General features: G+C 71.5%; 17 protein-coding genes. 10 read left to right on the top strand and 7 right to left on the bottom strand.

Translation table 11 applies throughout. From position 1 onward, the window contains the following. Positions 1 to 17: 17 nt before the first annotated feature. Complete coding sequence (locus OHA68_RS40270; RefSeq protein WP_327104918.1) at positions 18 to 1,415, bottom strand: amidase; 1,398 nt, start codon at positions 1,413 to 1,415, stop codon at positions 18 to 20. A 222-nt stretch (positions 1,416 to 1,637) separates the two neighbouring features. On the opposite strand from OHA68_RS40270, the gene OHA68_RS40265 reads away from it, so the two are divergent. Together OHA68_RS40265 and OHA68_RS40260 are read left to right on the top strand one after the other, a co-directional pair. After that, positions 1,638 to 3,035, top strand: a complete 1,398-nt coding sequence (locus OHA68_RS40265) for an alpha/beta hydrolase (RefSeq protein ID WP_327104917.1) — start codon at positions 1,638 to 1,640, stop codon at positions 3,033 to 3,035. Positions 3,036 to 3,148: 113 nt separating this feature from the next. Further along, a complete protein-coding gene (locus tag OHA68_RS40260; RefSeq protein WP_327104916.1) occupies positions 3,149 to 3,889 on the top strand; it encodes a sulfite exporter TauE/SafE family protein in 741 nt (246 codons plus the stop codon). A gap of 123 nt (positions 3,890 to 4,012) precedes the next feature. Here the strand turns inward: OHA68_RS40260 and OHA68_RS40255 are convergent, their stop codons facing one another. From OHA68_RS40255 to OHA68_RS40230, 6 genes are all read right to left on the bottom strand, one after another. Further along, positions 4,013 to 4,690: a type 1 glutamine amidotransferase gene (locus tag OHA68_RS40255; RefSeq protein ID WP_327104915.1), complete on the bottom strand. Its 678-nt coding sequence runs from the start codon at positions 4,688 to 4,690 to the stop codon at positions 4,013 to 4,015. A 125-nt stretch (positions 4,691 to 4,815) separates the two neighbouring features. Then, complete coding sequence (locus OHA68_RS40250; protein ID WP_327104914.1) at positions 4,816 to 5,643, bottom strand: bifunctional 5,10-methylenetetrahydrofolate dehydrogenase/5,10-methenyltetrahydrofolate cyclohydrolase; 828 nt, start codon at positions 5,641 to 5,643, stop codon at positions 4,816 to 4,818. A 103-nt stretch (positions 5,644 to 5,746) separates the two neighbouring features. Beyond that, positions 5,747 to 6,352 (bottom strand): cyclodeaminase/cyclohydrolase family protein, encoded by a 606-nt coding sequence (locus OHA68_RS40245; RefSeq protein ID WP_327104913.1) that lies wholly within the window; start codon positions 6,350 to 6,352, stop codon positions 5,747 to 5,749. A gap of 28 nt (positions 6,353 to 6,380) precedes the next feature. Beyond that, on the bottom strand, positions 6,381 to 7,010 hold the full coding sequence (locus tag OHA68_RS40240) for a hypothetical protein (protein WP_327104912.1): 630 nt from the start codon (positions 7,008 to 7,010) through the stop codon (positions 6,381 to 6,383). A gap of 31 nt (positions 7,011 to 7,041) precedes the next feature. Beyond that, positions 7,042 to 8,046, bottom strand: coding sequence for a LacI family DNA-binding transcriptional regulator (locus tag OHA68_RS40235; protein WP_189143556.1), 1,005 nt, complete (start codon positions 8,044 to 8,046; stop codon positions 7,042 to 7,044). Beyond that, the gene (locus OHA68_RS40230; RefSeq protein WP_327104911.1) at positions 8,046 to 9,341 is read right to left on the bottom strand and encodes a rhamnulokinase; all 1,296 of its coding nucleotides are present in this window, start codon (positions 9,339 to 9,341) and stop codon (positions 8,046 to 8,048) included. The genes OHA68_RS40235 and OHA68_RS40230 overlap by 1 nt, the downstream gene beginning before the upstream one ends. 169 nt (positions 9,342 to 9,510) lie before the next feature. On the opposite strand from OHA68_RS40230, the gene OHA68_RS40225 reads away from it, so the two are divergent. The 8 genes from OHA68_RS40225 to OHA68_RS40190 all read left to right on the top strand — a co-directional run bounded on the left by OHA68_RS40225 (position 9,511) and on the right by OHA68_RS40190 (position 19,210). Beyond that, positions 9,511 to 11,007 (top strand): sugar ABC transporter ATP-binding protein, encoded by a 1,497-nt coding sequence (locus tag OHA68_RS40225; protein ID WP_189143558.1) that lies wholly within the window; start codon positions 9,511 to 9,513, stop codon positions 11,005 to 11,007. Continuing rightward, positions 11,004 to 12,035: an ABC transporter permease gene (locus OHA68_RS40220; RefSeq protein ID WP_327104910.1), complete on the top strand. Its 1,032-nt coding sequence runs from the start codon at positions 11,004 to 11,006 to the stop codon at positions 12,033 to 12,035. Before OHA68_RS40225 ends, OHA68_RS40220 begins: the two co-directional genes overlap by 4 nt. Continuing rightward, on the top strand, positions 12,028 to 13,032 hold the full coding sequence (locus OHA68_RS40215; RefSeq protein ID WP_189143560.1) for an ABC transporter permease: 1,005 nt from the start codon (positions 12,028 to 12,030) through the stop codon (positions 13,030 to 13,032). The genes OHA68_RS40220 and OHA68_RS40215 overlap by 8 nt, the downstream gene beginning before the upstream one ends. Beyond that, on the top strand, positions 13,029 to 14,102 hold the full coding sequence (gene rhaS, locus OHA68_RS40210) for a rhamnose ABC transporter substrate-binding protein (protein WP_327104909.1): 1,074 nt from the start codon (positions 13,029 to 13,031) through the stop codon (positions 14,100 to 14,102). Before OHA68_RS40215 ends, rhaS begins: the two co-directional genes overlap by 4 nt. Before the next feature lie 66 nt (positions 14,103 to 14,168). Continuing rightward, on the top strand, positions 14,169 to 14,480 hold the full coding sequence (locus OHA68_RS40205; protein ID WP_189143562.1) for an L-rhamnose mutarotase: 312 nt from the start codon (positions 14,169 to 14,171) through the stop codon (positions 14,478 to 14,480). Positions 14,481 to 14,508: 28 nt separating this feature from the next. Continuing rightward, positions 14,509 to 15,642 (top strand): L-rhamnose isomerase, encoded by a 1,134-nt coding sequence (rhaI, locus tag OHA68_RS40200; RefSeq protein ID WP_327104908.1) that lies wholly within the window; start codon positions 14,509 to 14,511, stop codon positions 15,640 to 15,642. After that, entirely contained in the window at positions 15,642 to 17,681 is a 2,040-nt protein-coding gene (locus tag OHA68_RS40195; RefSeq protein WP_327104907.1) for a bifunctional aldolase/short-chain dehydrogenase, read from the top strand. The genes rhaI and OHA68_RS40195 overlap by 1 nt, the downstream gene beginning before the upstream one ends. A gap of 113 nt (positions 17,682 to 17,794) precedes the next feature. Further along, positions 17,795 to 19,210 carry an L-fucose/L-arabinose isomerase family protein gene (locus tag OHA68_RS40190; protein WP_327104906.1) on the top strand — a complete coding sequence of 472 codons (1,416 nt, stop codon included), beginning with the start codon at positions 17,795 to 17,797 and terminating at the stop codon, positions 19,208 to 19,210. Positions 19,211 to 19,230: the final 20 nt, after the last annotated feature.

The following is a 19,230-nucleotide window of genomic DNA, read 5'->3' as shown; positions in this document are numbered from 1 at the left end:
CGACCTGTTGCCAGGAGCTAACGCGGGTCGATCGGGGTCAGCGATCGGCTCCGCGCCTCGATCGCCTCGGCGGCGTCCAAGCACAGGTCCTCCCGGAAGCGCGGGCCGATGATCTGCACACCCTGGGGCAGGCCGGCCGCCTCGCCGGTCGGTACGGCCACCGCCGGCAGGCCCAGAAGGTTGACGGTCACGGCCATGCGCATGGCCGCCGGCCACCCGGCAAGCCATGCGGCGTCGAAGTCGGCGCCGACGGTGAACGCCGGGCCGGTGCTGATCGGCGCGAGCACGAGCGGGGTCTCACTCATCCACGCGGTCCAGGCCCGCGCGATCTGGGCGCGTTCCAGCATCGGGTCAAAGGCCGGCCGACCGCCGGCATGGGCCCAGTGCGGCTGGTAATCAGCCCAGAAGCGTACGAATCCGTCAGAAGCCAGAGACTCGACCGGAGGCTGCTTCTCGTGTGCCCGGCCGTAGGCGGACATGATCTGCGTGTGGATCTCTCCGGCCCTGGTCAGCGCCGGAGGTGCGCCCTCCTCGACGACATAGCCCGCCTCACCGAGCAGTTCCGCCGCTCGGCGCAGGGCGGCCGCGACGCCGGGGTCCAGGTCCGGCCCGTCCGGGTCAGTGGCGAGACGTACCCGGACCGGCGGTTCGGCCGGAGGACCTTCGAGCGGCACCGGCGCGTACCAGGGGTCGCCGCCGGAGCGTCCGCACATGTGCGCGAAGGCCAGGCGCAGATCGCTCACCCGGCGCGCGATGGGTCCATGCACGCCCAGCAATTGGAACGCGAACGGCGTCGGCTGATCCCCACCTGTCTGCGAGACCCGGCCCAGCGACGGCTTCAACGCGGTGACGCCGCAGCACTGGGCCGGCCAGCGCAGCGAACCGGCCCCGTCGTTGCCCAGCCCCAGCGGCGCCATACCGGTGGCCACGGCCACGGCGTCACCCCCGCTGGAGCCGCCGGGCGTGTGGCCGGCCGACCACGGGTTGCGGGTAGGGCCGCGCAGGTCGTTGTCGGTGTGCCAGCGCATGCCGAACTCCGGCATGTTCGTCCGCCCGATCGGGATGGCGCCGGCCGCGCGCAGTTCGGCGACGTGCGGTGCGTCCGTCGCGGCGACGGCGTCGCGTAGCGCCACGATCCCCAGCGTTGTCGCCGAGCCCGCGACGTCGATGTTCTCCTTGACCGTCACGGGAACGCCGAGAAGCGGACCGGCCGTCACGCCGGAGCGTACGGCTTCGTCGGCCGCGTCCGCCGCCTGGAGCGCCGTCTCCTCCAGAACGACCGTGATCGCATTCGCCTCTGGATTGACCTGGGCGATCCGCCGGAGATGCGCCTCGACCACCTCGCGGCTCGACACCTCGCGCTCCCGGATCAGTCTTGCCAGCTCCGAGGCTGACATCTCCCAGAGTTCCGGCATTTTTCCTCCCCAGTGGTGGTATGCCGAGGAATCTAGGGCCCGCTGCCGGAAGATTGCAGTCTTGTCTTTCCCGCGTGCGTCAGCCGACCCGCTCCGGGGCCTCGCAGAGTGGCGCGGGCGCGGCGTTCTGAGGCTGGGCGCGTTACTTTCTTGTTACTGCTGGCCGCTTATAGGTCCTATTACAAGGGCCATAAAGGGAAATGCTGGGTAGTGTCAGGACCCATGAGTGATGTCCTGGTGCTGGTCGGCCCTGGGCTGGCCGCAGACGAGGCACTGCTCGGCGAGATCGCCGAGCGCGAATTCGCCGCTCTGGGTGTGCGGGGTGTGATCACGCATGTACGTGACGCGGCGGACGTCCGAGCCCGTACGCGCACGCGACGTGGCACGAGCCCCGAGCCGGATCCGGTGGCAGCGCTCGCCGGCCCGCCGGGCCAGGGGAGCGGGCCGGCGCCTGCCGGTACGTCCGATCAGGAGAGCGAACCCGCGCGCACCGGTACGGCGGGCGAGGGGCTGCACGTGAGTGCGCCCGCAGCGGAGGGCGGCGGGCTGGAGCGGCGCGGTGCTCGGGCCCGCGCCACGGTGATCATTCCGGGGCCCGAGGAGGACATCCGGCGGCTGATGGGGGAGTCGCTCGGCCTGGTCGTCTGGCTCGACATCTGGCGGGCCGACGGCATCGTGGTGGGGGAGGGGGCCGCCCACGTGCACGGTCGCGGGCTCGGCGGCCTGGCCTGGGCCATCCGGCATGCCGTACACCGGCTGCGCCACCCGTACCAGCGCATCTCCTACGGCCCGCACCACGAGCAGCGAGCGGATCTGTACCTCCCGGCGGAGGCTCGCGAGGTTCCTGGGGAGGGAGCCGGTGCGGCGGTGGCGCCGCTGCCGGTGGGTGCGGTGCGAGTGCCGGTCGTGGTGTTGGTGCACGGGGGCTACTGGCGGTCCGTCTGGGCGGCCGACCTGATGGACGCCCTCTGCGCCGATCTCGTGGAACGTGGCTTCGCCGTGTGGAACCTTGAGTACCGGCGGCCCGACCTGCACGGCTGGGAGGCGGCCACGGCCGATGTGGCCGCCGGTCTGGACGCGCTGGCTTCGGCGGGAGCGCCGTTGGACCTGGGCCGGGTCGCGGTGGTGGGGCACTCGGCCGGTGGACAGCTCGCGTTGCGGGCGGCGGCGGACGGGGCCCGCGTGGTGCTGGCCGTGTCGCTGGCGGGGGTGCTGGATCTGGTCGAGGGTGACCGGCGCTGGCTCAGCGCGGGAGCGGTGGCCGCCGCGCTCGGGACGGCGGCGACGCACATGCCGGACATCGCGGGTGGCGCGCCCCGTGCCGCGACGCTCCCCGGCCGGGGGTGGTGGGCGGGAGACGGGCATGAGGCGGCCAGAAGTGTGTACGACGCGGCCAGTCCGATGCTCAGGCTGCCGCTGGGGGTGCGCCAGCTGATCGTGCAGGGCTCGGGGGACGATCTGGACCTGCTCGACTTCGGGCGGAGATATGCGAAGGCAGCCCACGACGCTGGCGACAACGTGAAATATCTGGAAATGGTGGGGGATCACTTCGCCGTCATCACCCCGGACACACCCATCTGGCGCGCCACCGCCCAGAACATCACCGACGCCCTGCGGTAGGCCGCGGGCGCTCGACCTGCTCGACCTGCTCGGGCTGCGTGCGGTCGCGGAGCTCCGGAACGCCTGAGACACCCGGTGGGCTGGACAAAACGGACAACGCCTAGCATGTCTCCGTGATCGTTGGTGAGGTGTTCGGCCTGCTCGGCGTCGGGGTGGCCGCCGGAGTGGTCAGCACCGTGGTGAGCCTCGCCTCCATCGTGTCCTACCCGGCGCTGCTGGCGTTCGGACTGCCGCCGCTCACCGCGAACGTCACCAACACCGTCGCGCTGCTCTTCACCGGCCTCGGCGCCGCCTTCGGTTCCCGGCCGGAGCTCAAGGGGCAGGCGCCCCGCGTGTTCCGGCTGGGCTGGCTGACCGCCCTGGGCGGCGCGACCGGCGCCGGTCTGCTCCTGGTGACGCCGTCGGAGACGTTCGAGCAGATCGCCCCCTGGCTGATCGGCGGGGCCTCGCTGCTGCTGGTGCGCCCGCCGAGAGGTGAACCGCACGGCGACCGCGGGCTGCTGATGCGGCTCGCGCTGTTCGCGGTGGCCGTCTACGTCGGCTACTTCGGGGCGGCAGGCGGCATCCTGATGCTGGCCGTGCTCTCCTCCATGCTGGGCGGTGGCCCCGCCAAGATCAACGCGCTGAAGAACGTGCTGTCCGGGATGGCGAACGCGGTGGCGGCGGTCGGGTTCGCGGTGTTCGGCCCGGTCGACTGGGGGGCCGCCGTGCCTCTGGCCGCCGGCTTCCTGCTGGGCGGCTGGTTCGGCCCGAAGATCGCCAGACGGCTGCCCGGCCAGAGCCTGCGCTACCTCGCCGCGGCCTGCGGCCTGGCGGTCGCGATCAAACTGGGGTACGACGCGTACACGGCTTGAGAGCTCGGGTACGGTGCACGGCCTGAAACTCGGGGTACGGCGCGTACCCGGCCTGAAAACTCGGGTACGGCGCGTACGTGCTCGAGAGCTTGGCGACGCGGACGGCGGTCTGAGCAGGGGTCCTCAGACGAGTTTGGCGAAGCGCAGGGCCACCTCGCGCCAGATCGGTGTCGAGACCGGCTCGTCAGCGACCGCCGTCGCGTACACCTCGTCGGGATCGAACCCATCCGCCCGCCACTCGCGGATCCGCTCCGGCACCACCTCGGGGTGGAACTGCACCCCCCACGCCTGCTCACCCACCCGGAACGCCTGGTACGGGCAGTGCTCGGTCTCGGCCAGCCAGACGGCTCCCGGCGGCAGCGCGGTGATGGCGTCGACGTGGTGCTCGATGGCGGGCACCACCTCGGGCAGGTCGCGGAACAGCAGGTCGGAGCCGGCCTCCGGCCTGATCGTGACCGGGAGGCTACCGTTCTCCGGCGCGCCCGCGTCCCCGGTCACCTCGCCGCCGGCCACCTCCGCGATCATCTGCCCGCCCAGGCAGATCCCGAACAGCGGCAGCCCGCCCTCCAGCGCCTGCCCCACCAGCCTCCTGGTGGGCGCCAACCACGGGGCCCGGTCGTCCTCGCTGGGCAGGTAACCACCGCCCAGCATGATCATGGCATCATGCTCCAGCCGCTCGGGCACGGGAGCACCGTCATAGGCGTGCACCACGTCCAGCCGCAGCCCGGCCTCCTCCAGCCAGCCCCCGAACCGGCCGGGTCCGCCGCTCCGGCTGTTCTGCACGATAAGGACGTCACGCATCGTTGGCCTCCGTCAAAGAGTCATCAGGGCGGGTCAGGGCAGGTCGCGACATGTCAGGCGGAGGTCGGGGTCGGGGCAAGTCCGGGTAGGTCAGGGCAAGGCAGGTGATGGCGGGGCGGGGTGGGTCAGGGGAGGTTGGCGGCGCGGGCGGTGTGGCGCAGGAGCAGGGCGGTGGTGACCGGGCCGACGCCGCCGGGCACCGGAGTGAGTGCACCCGCCACGCCCGCGACCGCGTCGAAGTCCACGTCACCGGCCAGGCCGCCGTCGCCGGTCGGGTTGGTGCCCACGTCGATGACGACCGCGCCGGGCGCCACGTGCTCGGCGCCGATCAGCCCGGTCCGGCCGACGGCCACCACCAGCACCTCGGCGGCGGCGGTGACGGCGGCCAGGTCGCGGGTGCGCGAGTGGCTGACGGTGACCGTGGCGTGCCGGTCGAGCAGCAGGTGGGCCAGCGGCTTGCCGACCACCGTCGAGCGGCCCACCACCACGGCCCGCCTGCCCGCCAACTCCACGCCGTAGTGGTCGAGCAGGGCCATCACCGCCGCCGCCGTGGCCGGCACGAACGCGGGCAGGCCTGCCGCGAGACGGCCGAGCGAGAGCGGGTTGGCGCCGTCGATGTCCTTACGCGGGTCGATGGCGGCGGCCATCTCCTGTGCCGAGATCCCGGCGGGCAGCGGGGTCTGCAGCATCACACCGTGTACGCCGGCGTCGGCGCTGAGCCGGGCCAGGGTCTCCCGAATCTGCTCGGCGCGCGCGCCGGGCCCCAGGTCGACGAGGTCGGCGGCGATGCCCAGGCCGGCCGCCGCCTTGGCGATGGACCGGACGTACCACAGGCTCGCCTCGTCGTCGGTGGCCACCACGACGGCCAGCCTCGGCTGCGGCCCGGCGGCCACCTCCGCGGTGGTCTGCGTCTTGATGGCCGCGGCCAGCTCCTTGCCCGTCAGCTTCCTCACACACCCGTCCTCTCGCCCACTACCAGCCCGCCCCGCCCATACTTTCAGCCCCTCGCACGCTCACGCGCCACCGGCTCGGCCCTGGTCAGGGTCTCGTCTCTTTCTATGCTTTCAGGCTTTCGCGTACCTGGGCGGTCACCCGGTCGGCGCGGGTCATGGTCTCGTCGGCGTTCGTGAGCCGGGCGCGCAGGCTGTCGCGGGTCTGGTCGTCGCGGATGCCGCCCAGGTTCACCTCGACGTTGACCCTGGCCGTGGCGATGGCGGCGCGGGCGGCTTCGGCGGCGGCCGCGATGTCGGTGCGGAGGTTGGGGTTGCCGATCGGCAGCAGGGTCTCGCAGAGGCCGACCAGGCGCGAGGCCATCTCGGCCACCTCGGCGGGCGGCTCGGCGGCGCCCACCAGAGCCGCCGCGATGGCCAATGAGCGCTCCTCGCCCTTGGGCAGCCGGTAGGCGTCGGTGACCGCGGTGAACGCCGCCGCGTCCCGCTCCGCCAGCTCCAGCGCCCGCGCCCGGTCCTCGTCGGTCTCGGTGATCACGCGGGTGACGGTCTCGGCGTGCTCGGCGTACTTCTCGCCGGTGGTGTAGCGAGCCACCATGCCGAGCAGCGCGGCGGCCTGCGCCGCGTGCAACGCTGCGGTGGCGCCGCCGCCTGGCGCGGGCACCCTGTCGGCCAGCGTGGACAGGAAGTCGACGATCGTTGTGTCGCGCATGGCGGCATTCTGCCAGCCCGCGCACCGCTCACTCGCGGTGCATCGGCCGCGTGGCGTCCGGCCGCGGCACGTCCGAGGAGTACGGATCCCGCGCGTACGGGTCCGCGCCACCAGGGCGATCCGGCGACCCGGGAGACCCGTACGGGCCGGGAGGGTAAGAAGGCGCGTGCTGGGCGGGAGAGGAGCCGTGCTGGGCGGGAGGATAGGAGGGTCCGTAGGGGCCGATGGAGGGGTCGAAGGCGGGGCGCGCCGCGCGCCAGCGGGACGGGAACGCCGACACCACCAGCAGCATGACGCCGATGACCAGCAAAATCCCTTGATAGGACAGGTTGCGGTAGCCGTTGTCGAGCATGATCGGCAGGAACCCCCGCGGCAGGATCCGCATCCGGCTCATCAGCTCCAGCAGCGGCAGGCTGCCCACCAGGAGGAACATCAGCCCGCCGAGCAGCGACGCCACCGGCGACAGCCGGGACCCGGCCAGGAAGGCCAGCGCGATCCCGGAGAGCACCAGCAGGCCGAGCCCGAGCCAGGAGAGGCCGAACACGCGCTGCATGGTCATGGTGAGCTCGGCCACGCCGTACATCAGCCCGACGGCGATCAGCGGCGGCAGAAGCAGCCCGGCGACGAGTCCGAGAGCATGGCGCACACCGTTTGTCATGATCCACCCCGTTTATCCGGTAGTCCTCAAGCTACCTCGTGGACTCCCGCACCACGAGATCAGGCTGGAACATGATCTGCTGGTGCGCGTGCGTGTCCGGGTTGTCGCACTCGTCGAGCAGCAGCTCGGTGGCCACCCGCCCGAGCTGGTACGTCGGCTGCCTGATCGAGCTCAGCGACACCGTCGTGGCCGAGGCGAAGTCGATGTCGTCGTAGCCGATCAGCGAGACGTCGTCGGGCACCCGCACGCCCCCCTGCAGCAGCCCGCGCAGCATGCCCACGGCGAGCAGGTCGTTGGCGCAGAACAGCGCGTCCGGCAGGCGGTCCTGGGCGAGCAGCTTCTCGGCGGCCTGCTGGCCGGCCGCGGCGGTCATCGCCGGCATGGACACCTCCCGCAGCTCCTGCGGGTCGCGCCCGGCGGCGGCCAGGGCCCGCTCGGCGCCCCGCCGCCGGTCCTGGCACTGCCGGAGCGAGGAGGGCCCGGTGATGTAGGCGATGCTGTCGAACCCACCCGCCAGCAGGTGGTCGACGGCCATCGTGCCGCCGGTCACGTCGTTGACCGCCACCGCGCACTGGTCGGCCCGCTCGGCCGGATGGTCGACCAGCACCACCGCGATGCCCCGCCCGCGCAGCATGTCGAGCCGGGTCTGGTCCTCGTCCGACGGCGTGATCAGCACCCCGCGTACCCGCTGCTCGGCGAAGACCAGCAGGTTGCGCTCCTCCTTGACGCGACTGCCGGAGGAGTTGCCGAGGATGACCGCGTAGCCGCGCTCGCTGGCCAGGTCCTCCACCCCGGCGGCGACGTCGGTGAAGAACGGGTTGCCGATGTCCATCACCGACAGGCCGACCGTGCGGCTGTGCCCGGCGCGCAGCGTGGAGGCCGAGCCGTGCCTGACGAAGCCGAGCTCCCTGATGACCGTCTCCACCCGGTCGCGAGTGCTGCCCGCGACCTTCTCGGGCCGGTTGAGCACGTTGGACACCGTGCCGGGCGAGACCCCGGCCCTGGCCGCCACATCCTTGATGCTCACCATGCTCATCAACGCCCCCGTGGCTCGTAGGTGCGCACGCCCGCGCTGCGCCGTACCAGATCCCGCATCTCGGCCAGGTCGCCCACGAGGCCGCGCGCCCTGGCCTGCACCAGCGCGTTGCCCAGCGCGGCCGCCTCCACGGGACCGGCGACCACCGGCAGTCCGGTGGCGTCGGCCGTGAGCCGGCACAGCAGCGTGTTGAGGGAGCCGCCGCCCACCAGGTGCACGACCTCGACCGGGCGGCCACTGAGTCGCACGGCGTCGGCGACGGCCCGTTGGTAGGCGAGGGCGAGGCTCTGCAGGATGCATCGTACGACCTGCGCACGGCCCTGCGGAGCGCGCTGCCCGGTGCGGGCGCAGTAGGCCGCGATGCGGGCGGGCATGTCGCCGGGCGGCAGGAAGGACGGGTCGTCGGGGTCGATGACCGTGTCCGTCCCGGCGGTCTCCGCCTCCGCCAGCAGCGGCTCCAGATCCGGCTCCCCCCAGGCGCGCAGGCACTCCTGCAGGATCCACAGGCCCATGACGTTGCGCAGGTAGCGGGTGGTGCCGTCGATGCCGGCCTCGTTGGTGAAGTTGGCCAGGCGGCTCTCCTCGGTGAGCACCGGGGCGGGCAGTTCGACGCCCACCAGCGACCAGGTGCCGCAGGAGATGTAGGCGAAGCGGCCGGTCTCGGCGGGCACCGCGACCACGGCGGAGGCGGTGTCGTGGGAGGCGACCTTGGTGACGGCCGTGGTGTAGCCGATCTCCTCCGCCACGTCCGCCCGCAGCGGGGTGCTTTCCGACGATATTTCGGGGAAAAGCCGGTGGGGGAGGTTGAGCTTGTCGAAGAGGTCCCAGGCCCACTCCCGCCGCGTCACGTCGTACAGGCCGGTGGTGGAGACGTTCGTCCGCTCGGCCCCGATCGCCCCCGTGAGCCAGTAGCCCAGGAGATCGGGGATCAGCAGCATCGTCTCCGCCTGGTCCAGCCGCTCGGTGAGCAGTTGGTTGACGGTGTTGAACTGCAGGAACTGCAGCCCGGTCACCTCGTAGGGGTCCACCCGCGCGGTGAAGCGGTTCGTCCGGGCGTCGCGGTAGTGCACCGGGTTGCCGATCAACCTGCCCGCCGCGTCGAGCAGCCCGTAGTCGATCGCCCAGGAGTCGATGCCGACCGACTCGGCCGGCCCCGCCGCGCGCAGCCCGTCCAGCACCCCGCGGTAGAGGGCCAGGATGTCCCAGTGCAGCGTCCCCGCCACCCGCACCGGCCGGTTCGGGAAGCGGTGCACCTGGGTGAGCTCGATCCGGCCGCCCGTCACGGCGGCACTCATCACCCGCCCGTTGGAGGCCCCTAGATCAACAGCTGTGAATCGCACGACACTGATTAAAACGTAACAATCACAGATGCGCCAGAGAGTCCGTGCGGGGATTGACGCACGAGGGCGGAACACCTAGATTCCGGGAAACATTCTGTTAAAACGTTTGTTGCCCGGAGGACGTATGAGTGGTCCGCCCACCCTCGCGCTCGCGAACGTCAGCAAGTCGTTCGGAGCCGTGCGGGCGCTGCGCGACGTATCGCTCGAGCTGTTCCCCGGCGAGGCCCACGCACTCGCGGGGGAGAACGGCGCCGGTAAGTCCACGCTCGTCAAGACCCTCGCCGGCGTGCACCGCCCGGACAGCGGCCAGGTGCTGCTGGGCGGCGAGCCCGTCACGTTCGCCGGCCCCGCCGACGCCCAGCAGGCCGGCGTGGCGGTCATCTACCAGGAACCCACGCTTTTTCCCGATCTGTCGGTGGCGGAGAACATCTTCATGGGCCGCCAGCCGCGCACCAGTCTGGGCCGCATCGACCGCAAGGCGATGCACGCGCAGGCCAGGCGGTTGTTCGAACGGCTCGGCGTCACCCTCGACCCCGAGCAGCCCGCGCGCGGCCTGTCCATCGCCGACCAGCAGCTCGTCGAGATCGCCAAGGCCATCTCCCGGGACGCCCGCGTCCTGGTCATGGACGAGCCCACGGCCGCGCTGTCCGGCAACGAGGTCGCCCGGCTGTTCTCGGTGGTGGAGGCGCTGCGCGAGCAGGGCTGCGCGATCCTGTTCATCTCGCACCGGCTGGACGAGATCTTCTCGCTCTGCCAGCGGGTGACGACGCTGCGGGACGGCGCCTGGATCGCCAGCGAGCCCGTCGAGGGTCTCACCCACGACGACCTGATCCGCCGCATGGTGGGCCGCGACCTCGACGCCCTCTACCCCAAGCAGGACACCACCGCGGGTGAGGTCGCGCTCCAGGTCGAGCGGCTGACCCGGGAGGGTTACTTCACCGACGTCTCCTTCCAGGTACGGCGCGGCGAGATCGTCGCGCTGGCCGGGCTGGTCGGCGCCGGGCGGAGTGAGGTGGCCAGGGCCGTCTTCGGCATCGACCGGTGGGACGCCGGCTCGGTCACCGTGGCCGGCCGGCCGCTGCCCGCGGGCAGCCCCACCGCCGCGATGGGCGCCGGGCTGGCCCTGGTGCCCGAGGACCGGCGCCAGCAGGGCCTGGTCATGGAGCTGTCGATCGAGCGCAACATCGGCCTGACCGGGCTGCGCTCGCTGCGCCGGGGCGTCACCATCTCCAGGGCGGCGGAACGTGACCGGGCCAGGGACTGGGCGCTGCGGCTGCAGCTCAAGTTCGGCCGGCTCAGCGACGGCGTCGGCGTGCTGTCGGGCGGCAACCAGCAGAAGGTCGTGCTGGCCAAGTGGCTGGCGACCGAGCCGTCCGTGCTCATCGTGGACGAGCCCACCCGGGGCATCGACGTCGGCACCAAGGCCGAGGTGCACCGCCTGCTGTCGGAGCTGGCCGGTCAGGGCATCGCGGTGCTGATGATCTCCTCCGATCTGCCGGAGGTGCTCGGCATGGCCGACCGGGTGCTGGTCATGCACGAGGGCCGGCTGACCGCCGAGATCTCGCGCGCCGAAGCGACCGAGGAGAGCGTCATGTCCGCCGCGACCGGGAGGGCCGCATGACGACCGCGGCCGCCCCGCCCGAGCCCGCCGTGCGCGCCCGCAGCGCCCGTAACCTGGTCGACCTGGTGTTCCGGGCGAGAGAGCTGAGCCTGGTCATCGCCCTGGCGGCGCTCGTCGCCATCACCGCCGGCGTCAACGGCAACTTCCTGTCCGGGCAGGGCATCGAGGACATCCTGCTCAACACCGCCATCCTGGCGCTGCTGGCCGTCGGCCAGTCGCTGGTGGTCATCACCCGCAACCTCGACCTGTCGGTCGGCTCCGTGGTGGGGCTGGTCGCGTTCGTCACCGGCGACATGCTGGCCAGCGGCTGGGGCATGGTGCCGGGCATCGTGCTGGGGGTGGCCATCGGCGCCGTCTGCGGCCTGCTGAACGGGCTGCTGGTGAGCTTCTGCCGGGTGCCCGCCCTGGTCGTGACGCTCGGCACGCTCTACGTGATCCAGGGCGTCGGCCACTTCATCGCGCACGGCCGCCAGATCAACGCGGTGGATCTGCCGCCGGCGCTGCTCTCGCTGGGCAACGGCAGCGTGCTGGGCATCCCGTACCTGCCGCTCATCACGCTCGTCGTGATGCTGGCGATCGGCTACTACCTGCGCTCCTACCCGAGCGGCCGGGAGTTCTACGCGATCGGCTCCAGCCCCGAGGCGGCCGGCCTGGCGGGCGTGCCCGTCCGGCGCCGCATCCTGGTCGCCTACCTGGTCAGCGGCTGCCTCGCCGGGCTGGCCGGGGTGCTCTGGCTGGCCAGGTTCGGCACCGTCATCGCCGACTCCGCCAACGGCTGGGAGCTGCTGGTGATCAGCGCCGTGGTGGTCGGCGGCGTCGCGATCACCGGCGGCGTCGGCAGCGTGTACGGCGCCGCGCTCGGCGCCCTCCTGCTCACCACCATCGGCAGCGCGCTGGTCGTGCTCCGGGTCAACCCGTTCTGGCAGCAGGCCATCACCGGGGCGCTGCTCCTGCTCGCGATCAGCGTCGACCGGGTGCTCGCGCTGCGGGTCGCCCGGCTGCTCAGAAGGAGAAGCCGCCATGGCTAAAGTGCTGCGCTGGGACGTCATGGTCGGCGTGCTGCTGGTCGCGGTGTTCGCCGGCGGCTCGTTCACCTCGCCGGGCTTCGCCACCATCGGCAACCTGTCGTTCGCGCTCGGCGACCTGGGCGAGATCGCGCTCATCGCGCTGACCATGACCATGCTGGTGGTGGCGGCCGAGGTGGACCTGTCGGTCGCCTCCGTGCTGGGCCTGTCCAGCGCTCTGGTCGGCGCGCTGTGGGACGGCGGCATGGCCATCGAGACCATCATCCCGCTGGTCGTGCTCGTCGGCGCGCTGTGCGGGCTGGTCAACGGGCTGCTCGTGACCAAGCTCGGGCTGCCCTCGCTGGCCGTCACGATCGGCACCCTGGCCCTCTACCGGGGGCTCGCGTACGTGGTGCTGGGCGACAAGGCCGTGGCCCAGTTCCCCCGGGAGTTCACCGCGCTGGCGGTGGACGACGTGCCGGGGACGTTCATCCCGTACCCCGTCGCGCTGTTCGTGCTGCTCGCGGTGGTGGTCGCGATCGTCCTGCACGCCACCGGGTTCGGCCGGTCGCTGTTCGCCATCGGCGCGCAGGAGCAGGCCGCGTTCTTCGCCGGGATCCGGGTCAAGCGGATCAAGTTGCTGCTGTTCGTGCTGTCCGGCACGGTCGCCGCCTTCGCCGGCGTCGTCTTCACCCTCAGGTACGGCTCCGCCCGCGCCGACAACGGCATGGGCATCGAGCTCGCGGTCATCGCCGCGGTCCTGCTCGGCGGGGTCGACTTCGACGGCGGCAAGGGCACGCTCGGCGGCGTCATCGCCGGGGTGCTCCTCATCGGGTTGCTGCGCAACCTGCTCATGCTCAACGACGTCTCGACCGAGATCCAGTCGATCGTCACCGGTCTCCTGCTCATCATCTCGGTGCTCACCCCCCGCCTCATCACCGCTCTGAAACCGGCGCTCAGCCGGAGACGTACCAGCACCGACCAGGTCGGCCCTGAGTCGGCTCTGAAAGGATCCCCATGAGATCGATCCGCATGGTCACCCTGACAGCGTTGCTCGCCCTCGGCGTGGCAGCCTGTGGCGGTGGCACCACCAAGGACACGGTCAGCTCGGCGTCCCCGGCGGCTCCCGCCTCCAGCGCCGTGGCCAAGGCCGACCCCAACGCCCCCATCAAAGAGGGCCTGAAGCTGGCCTTCCTCCCCAAGCAGATCAACAACCCGTACGAGACCATCGTCGACAAGGCCGGCATCGAGGCGGCCGCGGAGTTCAAGGGCGAGGCCAAGGAGGTCGGCCCGTCCGACGCGTCGGCCTCGTCGCAGATCTCCTACATCAACACCCTCACCCAGCAGGGCCACGACGCCATCCTGATCGCCGCCAACGACGCCAACGCGGTCTGCGGCCCGCTCCAGGAGGCCCGCGCCAAGGGCATCAAGATCGTCTCGTACGACTCCGACGCCGCCCCCGAGTGCCGGGACATCTTCATCAACCAGGCCAGCTCCGAAGAGGTCGGCCGCAGCCAGGTCAAGCTGCTCGCGGACATGATCGGCAGCAAGGGCGAGATCGCCATCCTGTCGGCCACGGCCAACGCCACGAACCAGAACACCTGGATCGAGTTCATGAAGGACGAGCTCGGGAAGCCTGAGTACAAGGACATGAAGCTGGTCAAGGTCGCCTACGGTGACGACGACGACCAGAAGTCCTTCACCGAGACGCAGGGCCTGCTGCAGGCCTACCCGGACCTCAAGGGCATCATCTCGCCCACCACGGTCGGCATCTCGGCCGCGGCCCGCTACATCTCGGGCTCGAAGTACAAGGGCAAGGTCGTGCTGACCGGCCTCGGCACGCCGAACCAGATGCGCCAGTTCGTCAAGGACAAGACCGTCGAGAAGTTCGCCCTGTGGAACCCGAAGGACCTCGGCTACCTGGCCTCCTTCGCCGCCGCCGCGCTGGCCTCCGGCCAGATCACCGGCGCCGAGGGCGAGACCCTCAAGGCCGGCAAGCTCGGCGAGCGCACCATCGGCGCCAAGGGCGAGATCATCCTCGGCCCGCCGTTCACCTTCGAGGCGTCGAACATCGACGAATTCGACTTCTGATCACGTAGCGACAGTCCGCACGCGCGCTTCCTGCCGAGGAGCGCGCGTGCGCAGGAAGGAGACCGTGTGGAGCGGGTGTGCTTTCAGCTGAAGGTCCGGCCCGAGCTGATCGACGAGTACCGGGAGCGGCACCGCGAGGTGTGGCCCGACATGCGCGAGGCGCTGCGGGCGGCCGGGTGGCGCAATTACTCGCTCTTCCTGCGTGCGGACGGGCTGCTCATCGGCTATCTGGAGGCCGACGACTTCGAGGCGGCGCAGCGGGCGATGGCCGACACCGAGGTCAACACCCGCTGGCAGCGCGAGATGGCGGCGTTCTTCGAGGCGGGCCGGCCGGACGAGGGTCTGGTCAGGCTGGCCGAAGTTTTTCATCTGGATTGATGACGGGGACGATTACATGATCAAGGACATGCTGCGTAGGCAGCGCATCGAGACGCCTTCGTGGGCGTACGGGAACTCCGGCACCCGCTTCAAGGTCTTCGCCCAGCAAGGCGTGCCGCGCGACCCGTACGAGAAGCTGGCGGACGCCGCGCAGGTGCAGCTGCACACCGGGGTGGCGCCGACGGTGGCGCTGCACATCCCGTGGGACAAGGTCGACGACTACCGCGATCTCGCCCGGCACGCCGCCGAGGTGGGGGTGAGCATCGGGGCGATCAACTCCAACGTCTTTCAGGACGACGACTACATGCTGGGCAGCGTCACCCACCCCGACGCCCGGGTGCGGGCCAAGGCGCTGGGCCACCTGCTCGAGTGCGTGGACATCATGGACCAGACCGGGTCCGACACCCTCAAACTGTGGTTCTCCGACGGGACGAACTATCCGGGGCAGGATGACATCCGGGCCCGCCAGGACCGGCTCGCCGAAGCGCTGTCGGCGGTGTACGAGCGGCTGGGGGAGGGGCAGCGCTTCCTGCTGGAGTACAAGCTGTTCGAGCCCGCCTTCTACGCCACCGACGTGCCCGACTGGGGCACCGCCTACGCGCACTGCGTGAAGCTCGGGCCCAAGGCGCAGGTCGTGGTCGACACCGGGCATCACGCGCCGGGCACCAACATCGAGTTCATCGTGGCGTTCCTGCTGCGCGAGGGGAAACTCGGCGGCTTCGACTTCAACTCCCGCTTCTACGCCGACGACGACCTCATGGTGGGCGCGGCGGACCCGTTCCAGCTCTTCCGGATCATGTACGAGGTGATCAGGGGCGGCGGGTACACCGAGGAGACCGCGTTCATGCTCGACCAGTGCCACAACATCGAGCCGAAGATCGCCGGCCAGATCCGGTCGGTGATGAACGTGCAGGAGGCCACCGCCAAGGCGCTGCTCGTCGACCGGGACGCGCTGGCCGGGGCACAGCGCGACGGTGACGTGCTCGGCGCGAACGCCGTCTTCATGGACGCCTACAACACCGACGTGCGCCCGCTCCTCGCGGAGCTGCGCGAGGAGATGGGGCTGGCGCCCGACCCGATGGCCGCCTACGCCAAGTCCGGATATTTCCAGAAAATCGCCGCCGATCGGGTGGGCGGCGCGCAGGCAGGATGGGGAGCCTGATGACCGCCGTCGAAGAACTGCTCGCCAGGGCGCACACCCTCGGCTCAGATCCGCGCAACACCAACTTCGCCGGCGGCAACGCCTCCGCGAAGGCCACCGCGAACGACCCGGTGACCGGCCACGACGTCGAGCTGATGTGGGTGAAGGGGTCCGGGGGCGACCTCGGCACCCTCACCGCCGCCGGACTGGCCGTGCTGCGGCTGGACCGCGTCAAGGCGCTGGTCGACGTCTACCCGGGCGTGGACCGCGAGGACGAGATGGTGACCGCGTTCGACTACTGCCTGCACGGCAAGGGCGGCGCCGCCCCGTCGATCGACACCGCCATGCACGCCCTGGTCGACGCCGCGCACGTGGACCACCTGCACCCCGACTCCGGCATCGCCATCGCCACCGCCGCCGACGGCCCCGCGCTGACCGAGCGGATCTTCGGCGCGCGGGTCGTCTGGGTGCCGTGGCGGCGGCCCGGCTTCCAGCTCGGCCTGGACATCGCCGCGATCAAGGCCGCCCATCCGGACGCCATCGGCTGCGTGCTCGGCGGCCACGGCGTCACCGCCTGGGGCGAGACCAGCCAGGAGTGCGAGCGCAACTCGCTCGACATCATCCGCACCGCCGAGCGCTACATCGCCGAGCACGGCCGCCCCGACCCGTTCGGCCCGGTGCTGCACGAGCCGTTGCCGCAGGAGGCCAGGCGGCGCAGGGCCGCCGAGCTCTTCCCGGCGGTGCGCGGGCTGGCGAGCACCGACGCCCGCCAGGTCGGCCACCACACCGACACCCCCGAGGTGCTCGACTTCCTGTCCCGTGCCGAGCACCCCCGGCTGGCCGCGCTCGGCACGTCCTGCCCGGACCACTTCCTGCGCACCAAGGTCGCCCCGCTGGTGCTCGACCTGCCGCCGGACGCCCCGCTCGACGAGGCGCTGGCCCGGCTGCGCGAGCTGCACGCCCGCTACCGCGAGGACTACGCCGCCTACTACCAGCGGCACGCCACGCCGGACTCGCCGCCGATGCGCGGTGCGGACCCGGCCATCGTGCTGGTGCCGGGCGTCGGCATGTTCAGCTTCGGCAAGGACAAGCAGACCGCTCGCGTCGCCGGCGAGTTCTACGTCAACGCCATCAACGTGATGCGCGGCGCCGAGGCGCTGTCCACTTACCGGCCGATCCCGGAGGCGGAGAAGTTCCGCATCGAGTACTGGGACCTGGAGGAGGCCAAGCTGCGCCGCCTGCCCAAGCCCAAGCCGCTGGCCGGGCGGGTCGCCCTGGTCACCGGCGGCGGCTCCGGCATCGGCGCCGCCACCGCCCGCCGGCTGGCCGCCGAGGGCGCCTGCGTGGTGCTCGCCGACCGCGACCTGGCCGCCGCCGAGAAGGTCGCCGCCGAACTCGGCGCCGCCGCCCACCGGCCGCAGGACGTCGCCGTCGCCGCCGGCGTGGACGTCACCTCCGAGGAGCAGGTCCAGGAGGCGGTACGGCAGGCGGTGCTCGCCTTCGGCGGCGTCGACCTGGTCGTGAACAACGCCGGCCTGTCCCTGTCGCGCTCCCTGCTGGAGACCACGCTCGACGACTGGGACCTGCAGCACGACGTGATGGCGCGCGGCTCGTTCCTCGTCTCCCGGGAGACCGCCCGGGTGCTGATCGACCAGGGCATCGGCGGCGACATCGTCTACATCTCCTCCAAGAACGCCGTCTTCGCCGGGCCCAACAACGTCGCCTACGGCGCGGCCAAGGCCGACCAGGCGCACCAGGTGCGGCTGCTGGCCGCCGAGCTCGGCGGTCACGGCATCCGGGTGAACGGCATCAACCCCGACGGCGTGGTGCGCGGCTCCGGCATCTTCGCCTCCGGCTGGGGGGCGAACCGGGCGGCGGTGTACGGGGTGGAGGAGGAGAAGCTGGGTGAGTTCTACGCCCAGCGCACGCTGCTCAAGCAGGAGGTGCTGCCGGAGCACGTGGCCGCCGCCGTGTTCGCGCTCACGGCGGGCGACCTGCGGGTCACCACCGGGCTGCACATCCCGGTCGACGCGGGGGTGGCCGCCGCCTTCCTGCGCTGACGTTCCTGGACTGACGTCCCGGCGCTGACGTACCCATCAAAAAGCACGATCAGGCCGTACAGAGTCGTACCCAGCAAGACCGCCCGCTCCGGGCGTACAGAAGGGAGAGCGTCTTGACGCTCGAACGGATCACCACCAACCGCACCAAGGTCGGGCTCGTCGCGGGCGGGCTCGGCGCGTACTGGCCGCAGTTCCCCGACCTGCTGCCGCAGCTCCAGCGCTCCTCCGCCCGCGTGTCGGAGCGGATGCGGGAGCTGGGCTGCGAGGTGGTGGACGCGGGATTCGTCTCCGATGCGCAGGAGGGGGCCGCAGCGGCGGAGAAGCTGCGCGCGGCCGGATGCGACCTGATCGTCGGCTTCCTCACCACCTACATGACCGCCACCATGCTGCTCCCGGTAGCCCAGCGCACCGGCGCGCCGGTGCTGCTGATCAACCTGCAGCCGACCGAGTCGATGGACCACGACACCTTCGACACCGGTCAGTGGCTGGCCTACTGCGGCGCCTGCCCGCTGCCGGAGATGGCCAACACCTTCATCCGGGCCGGGATCCCGTTCCGGTCCGTGTCCGGCTACCTGGAGGACGAGCGGGCCTGGGCGAAGATCGGCCGCTGGGTGCGGGCCGCCGGCGTGCGCGCGTCGCTGCGGCGCGGCCGGCACGGGCTGATGGGCCACCTCTACCCGGGCATGCTGGACGTGGCCACCGACCTCACGCTGGTGCCGGTGAACCTCGGCGGGCACGTCGAGGTGCTGGAGTTCGACGACCTGCGGGTACGCGTGGAGCAGGTCACCGACGCCGAGGTCAAGGACCGGATGGAGCTGGCCCGCCAGGTGTTCGAGCTGGACGGGAGCGTCGTCGCCGAGGACTTCGCGTGGGCGGCGCGGGTCTCGGCCGGGCTCGACCGGCTGGTGGCCGACTTCGAGCTCGACAGCCTCGCCTACTACCACCGCGGGCTCGACGGCGAGATCCACGAACGGCTCGGGGCCGGCATGATCCTCGGCGCGTCGCTGCTCACCGCCCGCGGCGTGCCCGCCGCCGGCGAGTACGAGCTGCGTACGTCCCTCGCGATGCTGATCATGGACCGGCTGGGCGCGGGCGGCTCCTTCACCGAGCTGCAGGCGCTGGACTTCCTGCGCGGGCACGTCGAGATGGGCCACGACGGCCCGGCCCACCTGGAGATCAGCTCCCGCAAGCCGTTGCTGCGCGGCCTCGGTGTCTTCCACGGCAAGCGCGGGTGGGGCGTGTCGGTCGAGTTCGACGTGGCGCACGGGCCGGTGACGGCGTTCGGGCTGCTGCAGAAGCGCGACGGCACGTTCGGCTTCGTCGTCTCGGAGGGCGAGACCGTGGACGGACCGCACCTGAAGATCGGCAACACCACGTCCCGGGTCGACTTCGGCCGCGACCCGGGCGAGTGGACCGACGCGTGGAGCGCCACCGGCATCTCCCACCACTGGGCCCTCGGCACAGGGCACCGGGCGGAGGAGCTGCGGGCGCTGGCGGACCTGATGGAGGTCGAGGTCATCACCGTCTGACGGCTACGACCGTCGTCTCG

This window comes from Nonomuraea glycinis (assembly GCF_035920485.1).
In the GTDB taxonomy this organism is placed as follows: Bacteria; Actinomycetota; Actinomycetes; order Streptosporangiales; family Streptosporangiaceae; genus Nonomuraea; species Nonomuraea glycinis.
Note: the sequence above shows the minus strand (reverse complement) of the source record. Positions and strands in the feature narration are given on the sequence as shown.

Coding starts and splice junctions, on each gene's coding strand:
- OHA68_RS40270 (WP_327104918.1), bottom strand. CDS start 1,415: ATGCCGGAACTCTGGGAGATGTCAGCCTCGGAGCTGGCAAGACTGATC.
- OHA68_RS40265 (WP_327104917.1), top strand. CDS start 1,638: ATGAGTGATGTCCTGGTGCTGGTCGGCCCTGGGCTGGCCGCAGACGAG.
- OHA68_RS40255 (WP_327104915.1), bottom strand. CDS start 4,690: ATGCGTGACGTCCTTATCGTGCAGAACAGCCGGAGCGGCGGACCCGGC.
- OHA68_RS40245 (WP_327104913.1), bottom strand. CDS start 6,352: ATGCGCGACACAACGATCGTCGACTTCCTGTCCACGCTGGCCGACAGG.
- OHA68_RS40240 (WP_327104912.1), bottom strand. CDS start 7,010: ATGACAAACGGTGTGCGCCATGCTCTCGGACTCGTCGCCGGGCTGCTT.
- OHA68_RS40235 (WP_189143556.1), bottom strand. CDS start 8,046: ATGAGCATGGTGAGCATCAAGGATGTGGCGGCCAGGGCCGGGGTCTCG.
- OHA68_RS40230 (WP_327104911.1), bottom strand. CDS start 9,341: ATGAGTGCCGCCGTGACGGGCGGCCGGATCGAGCTCACCCAGGTGCAC.
- OHA68_RS40225 (WP_189143558.1), top strand. CDS start 9,511: ATGAGTGGTCCGCCCACCCTCGCGCTCGCGAACGTCAGCAAGTCGTTC.
- OHA68_RS40220 (WP_327104910.1), top strand. CDS start 11,004: ATGACGACCGCGGCCGCCCCGCCCGAGCCCGCCGTGCGCGCCCGCAGC.
- OHA68_RS40215 (WP_189143560.1), top strand. CDS start 12,028: ATGGCTAAAGTGCTGCGCTGGGACGTCATGGTCGGCGTGCTGCTGGTC.
- rhaS (WP_327104909.1), top strand. CDS start 13,029: ATGAGATCGATCCGCATGGTCACCCTGACAGCGTTGCTCGCCCTCGGC.
- rhaI (WP_327104908.1), top strand. CDS start 14,509: ATGCTGCGTAGGCAGCGCATCGAGACGCCTTCGTGGGCGTACGGGAAC.
- OHA68_RS40195 (WP_327104907.1), top strand. CDS start 15,642: ATGACCGCCGTCGAAGAACTGCTCGCCAGGGCGCACACCCTCGGCTCA.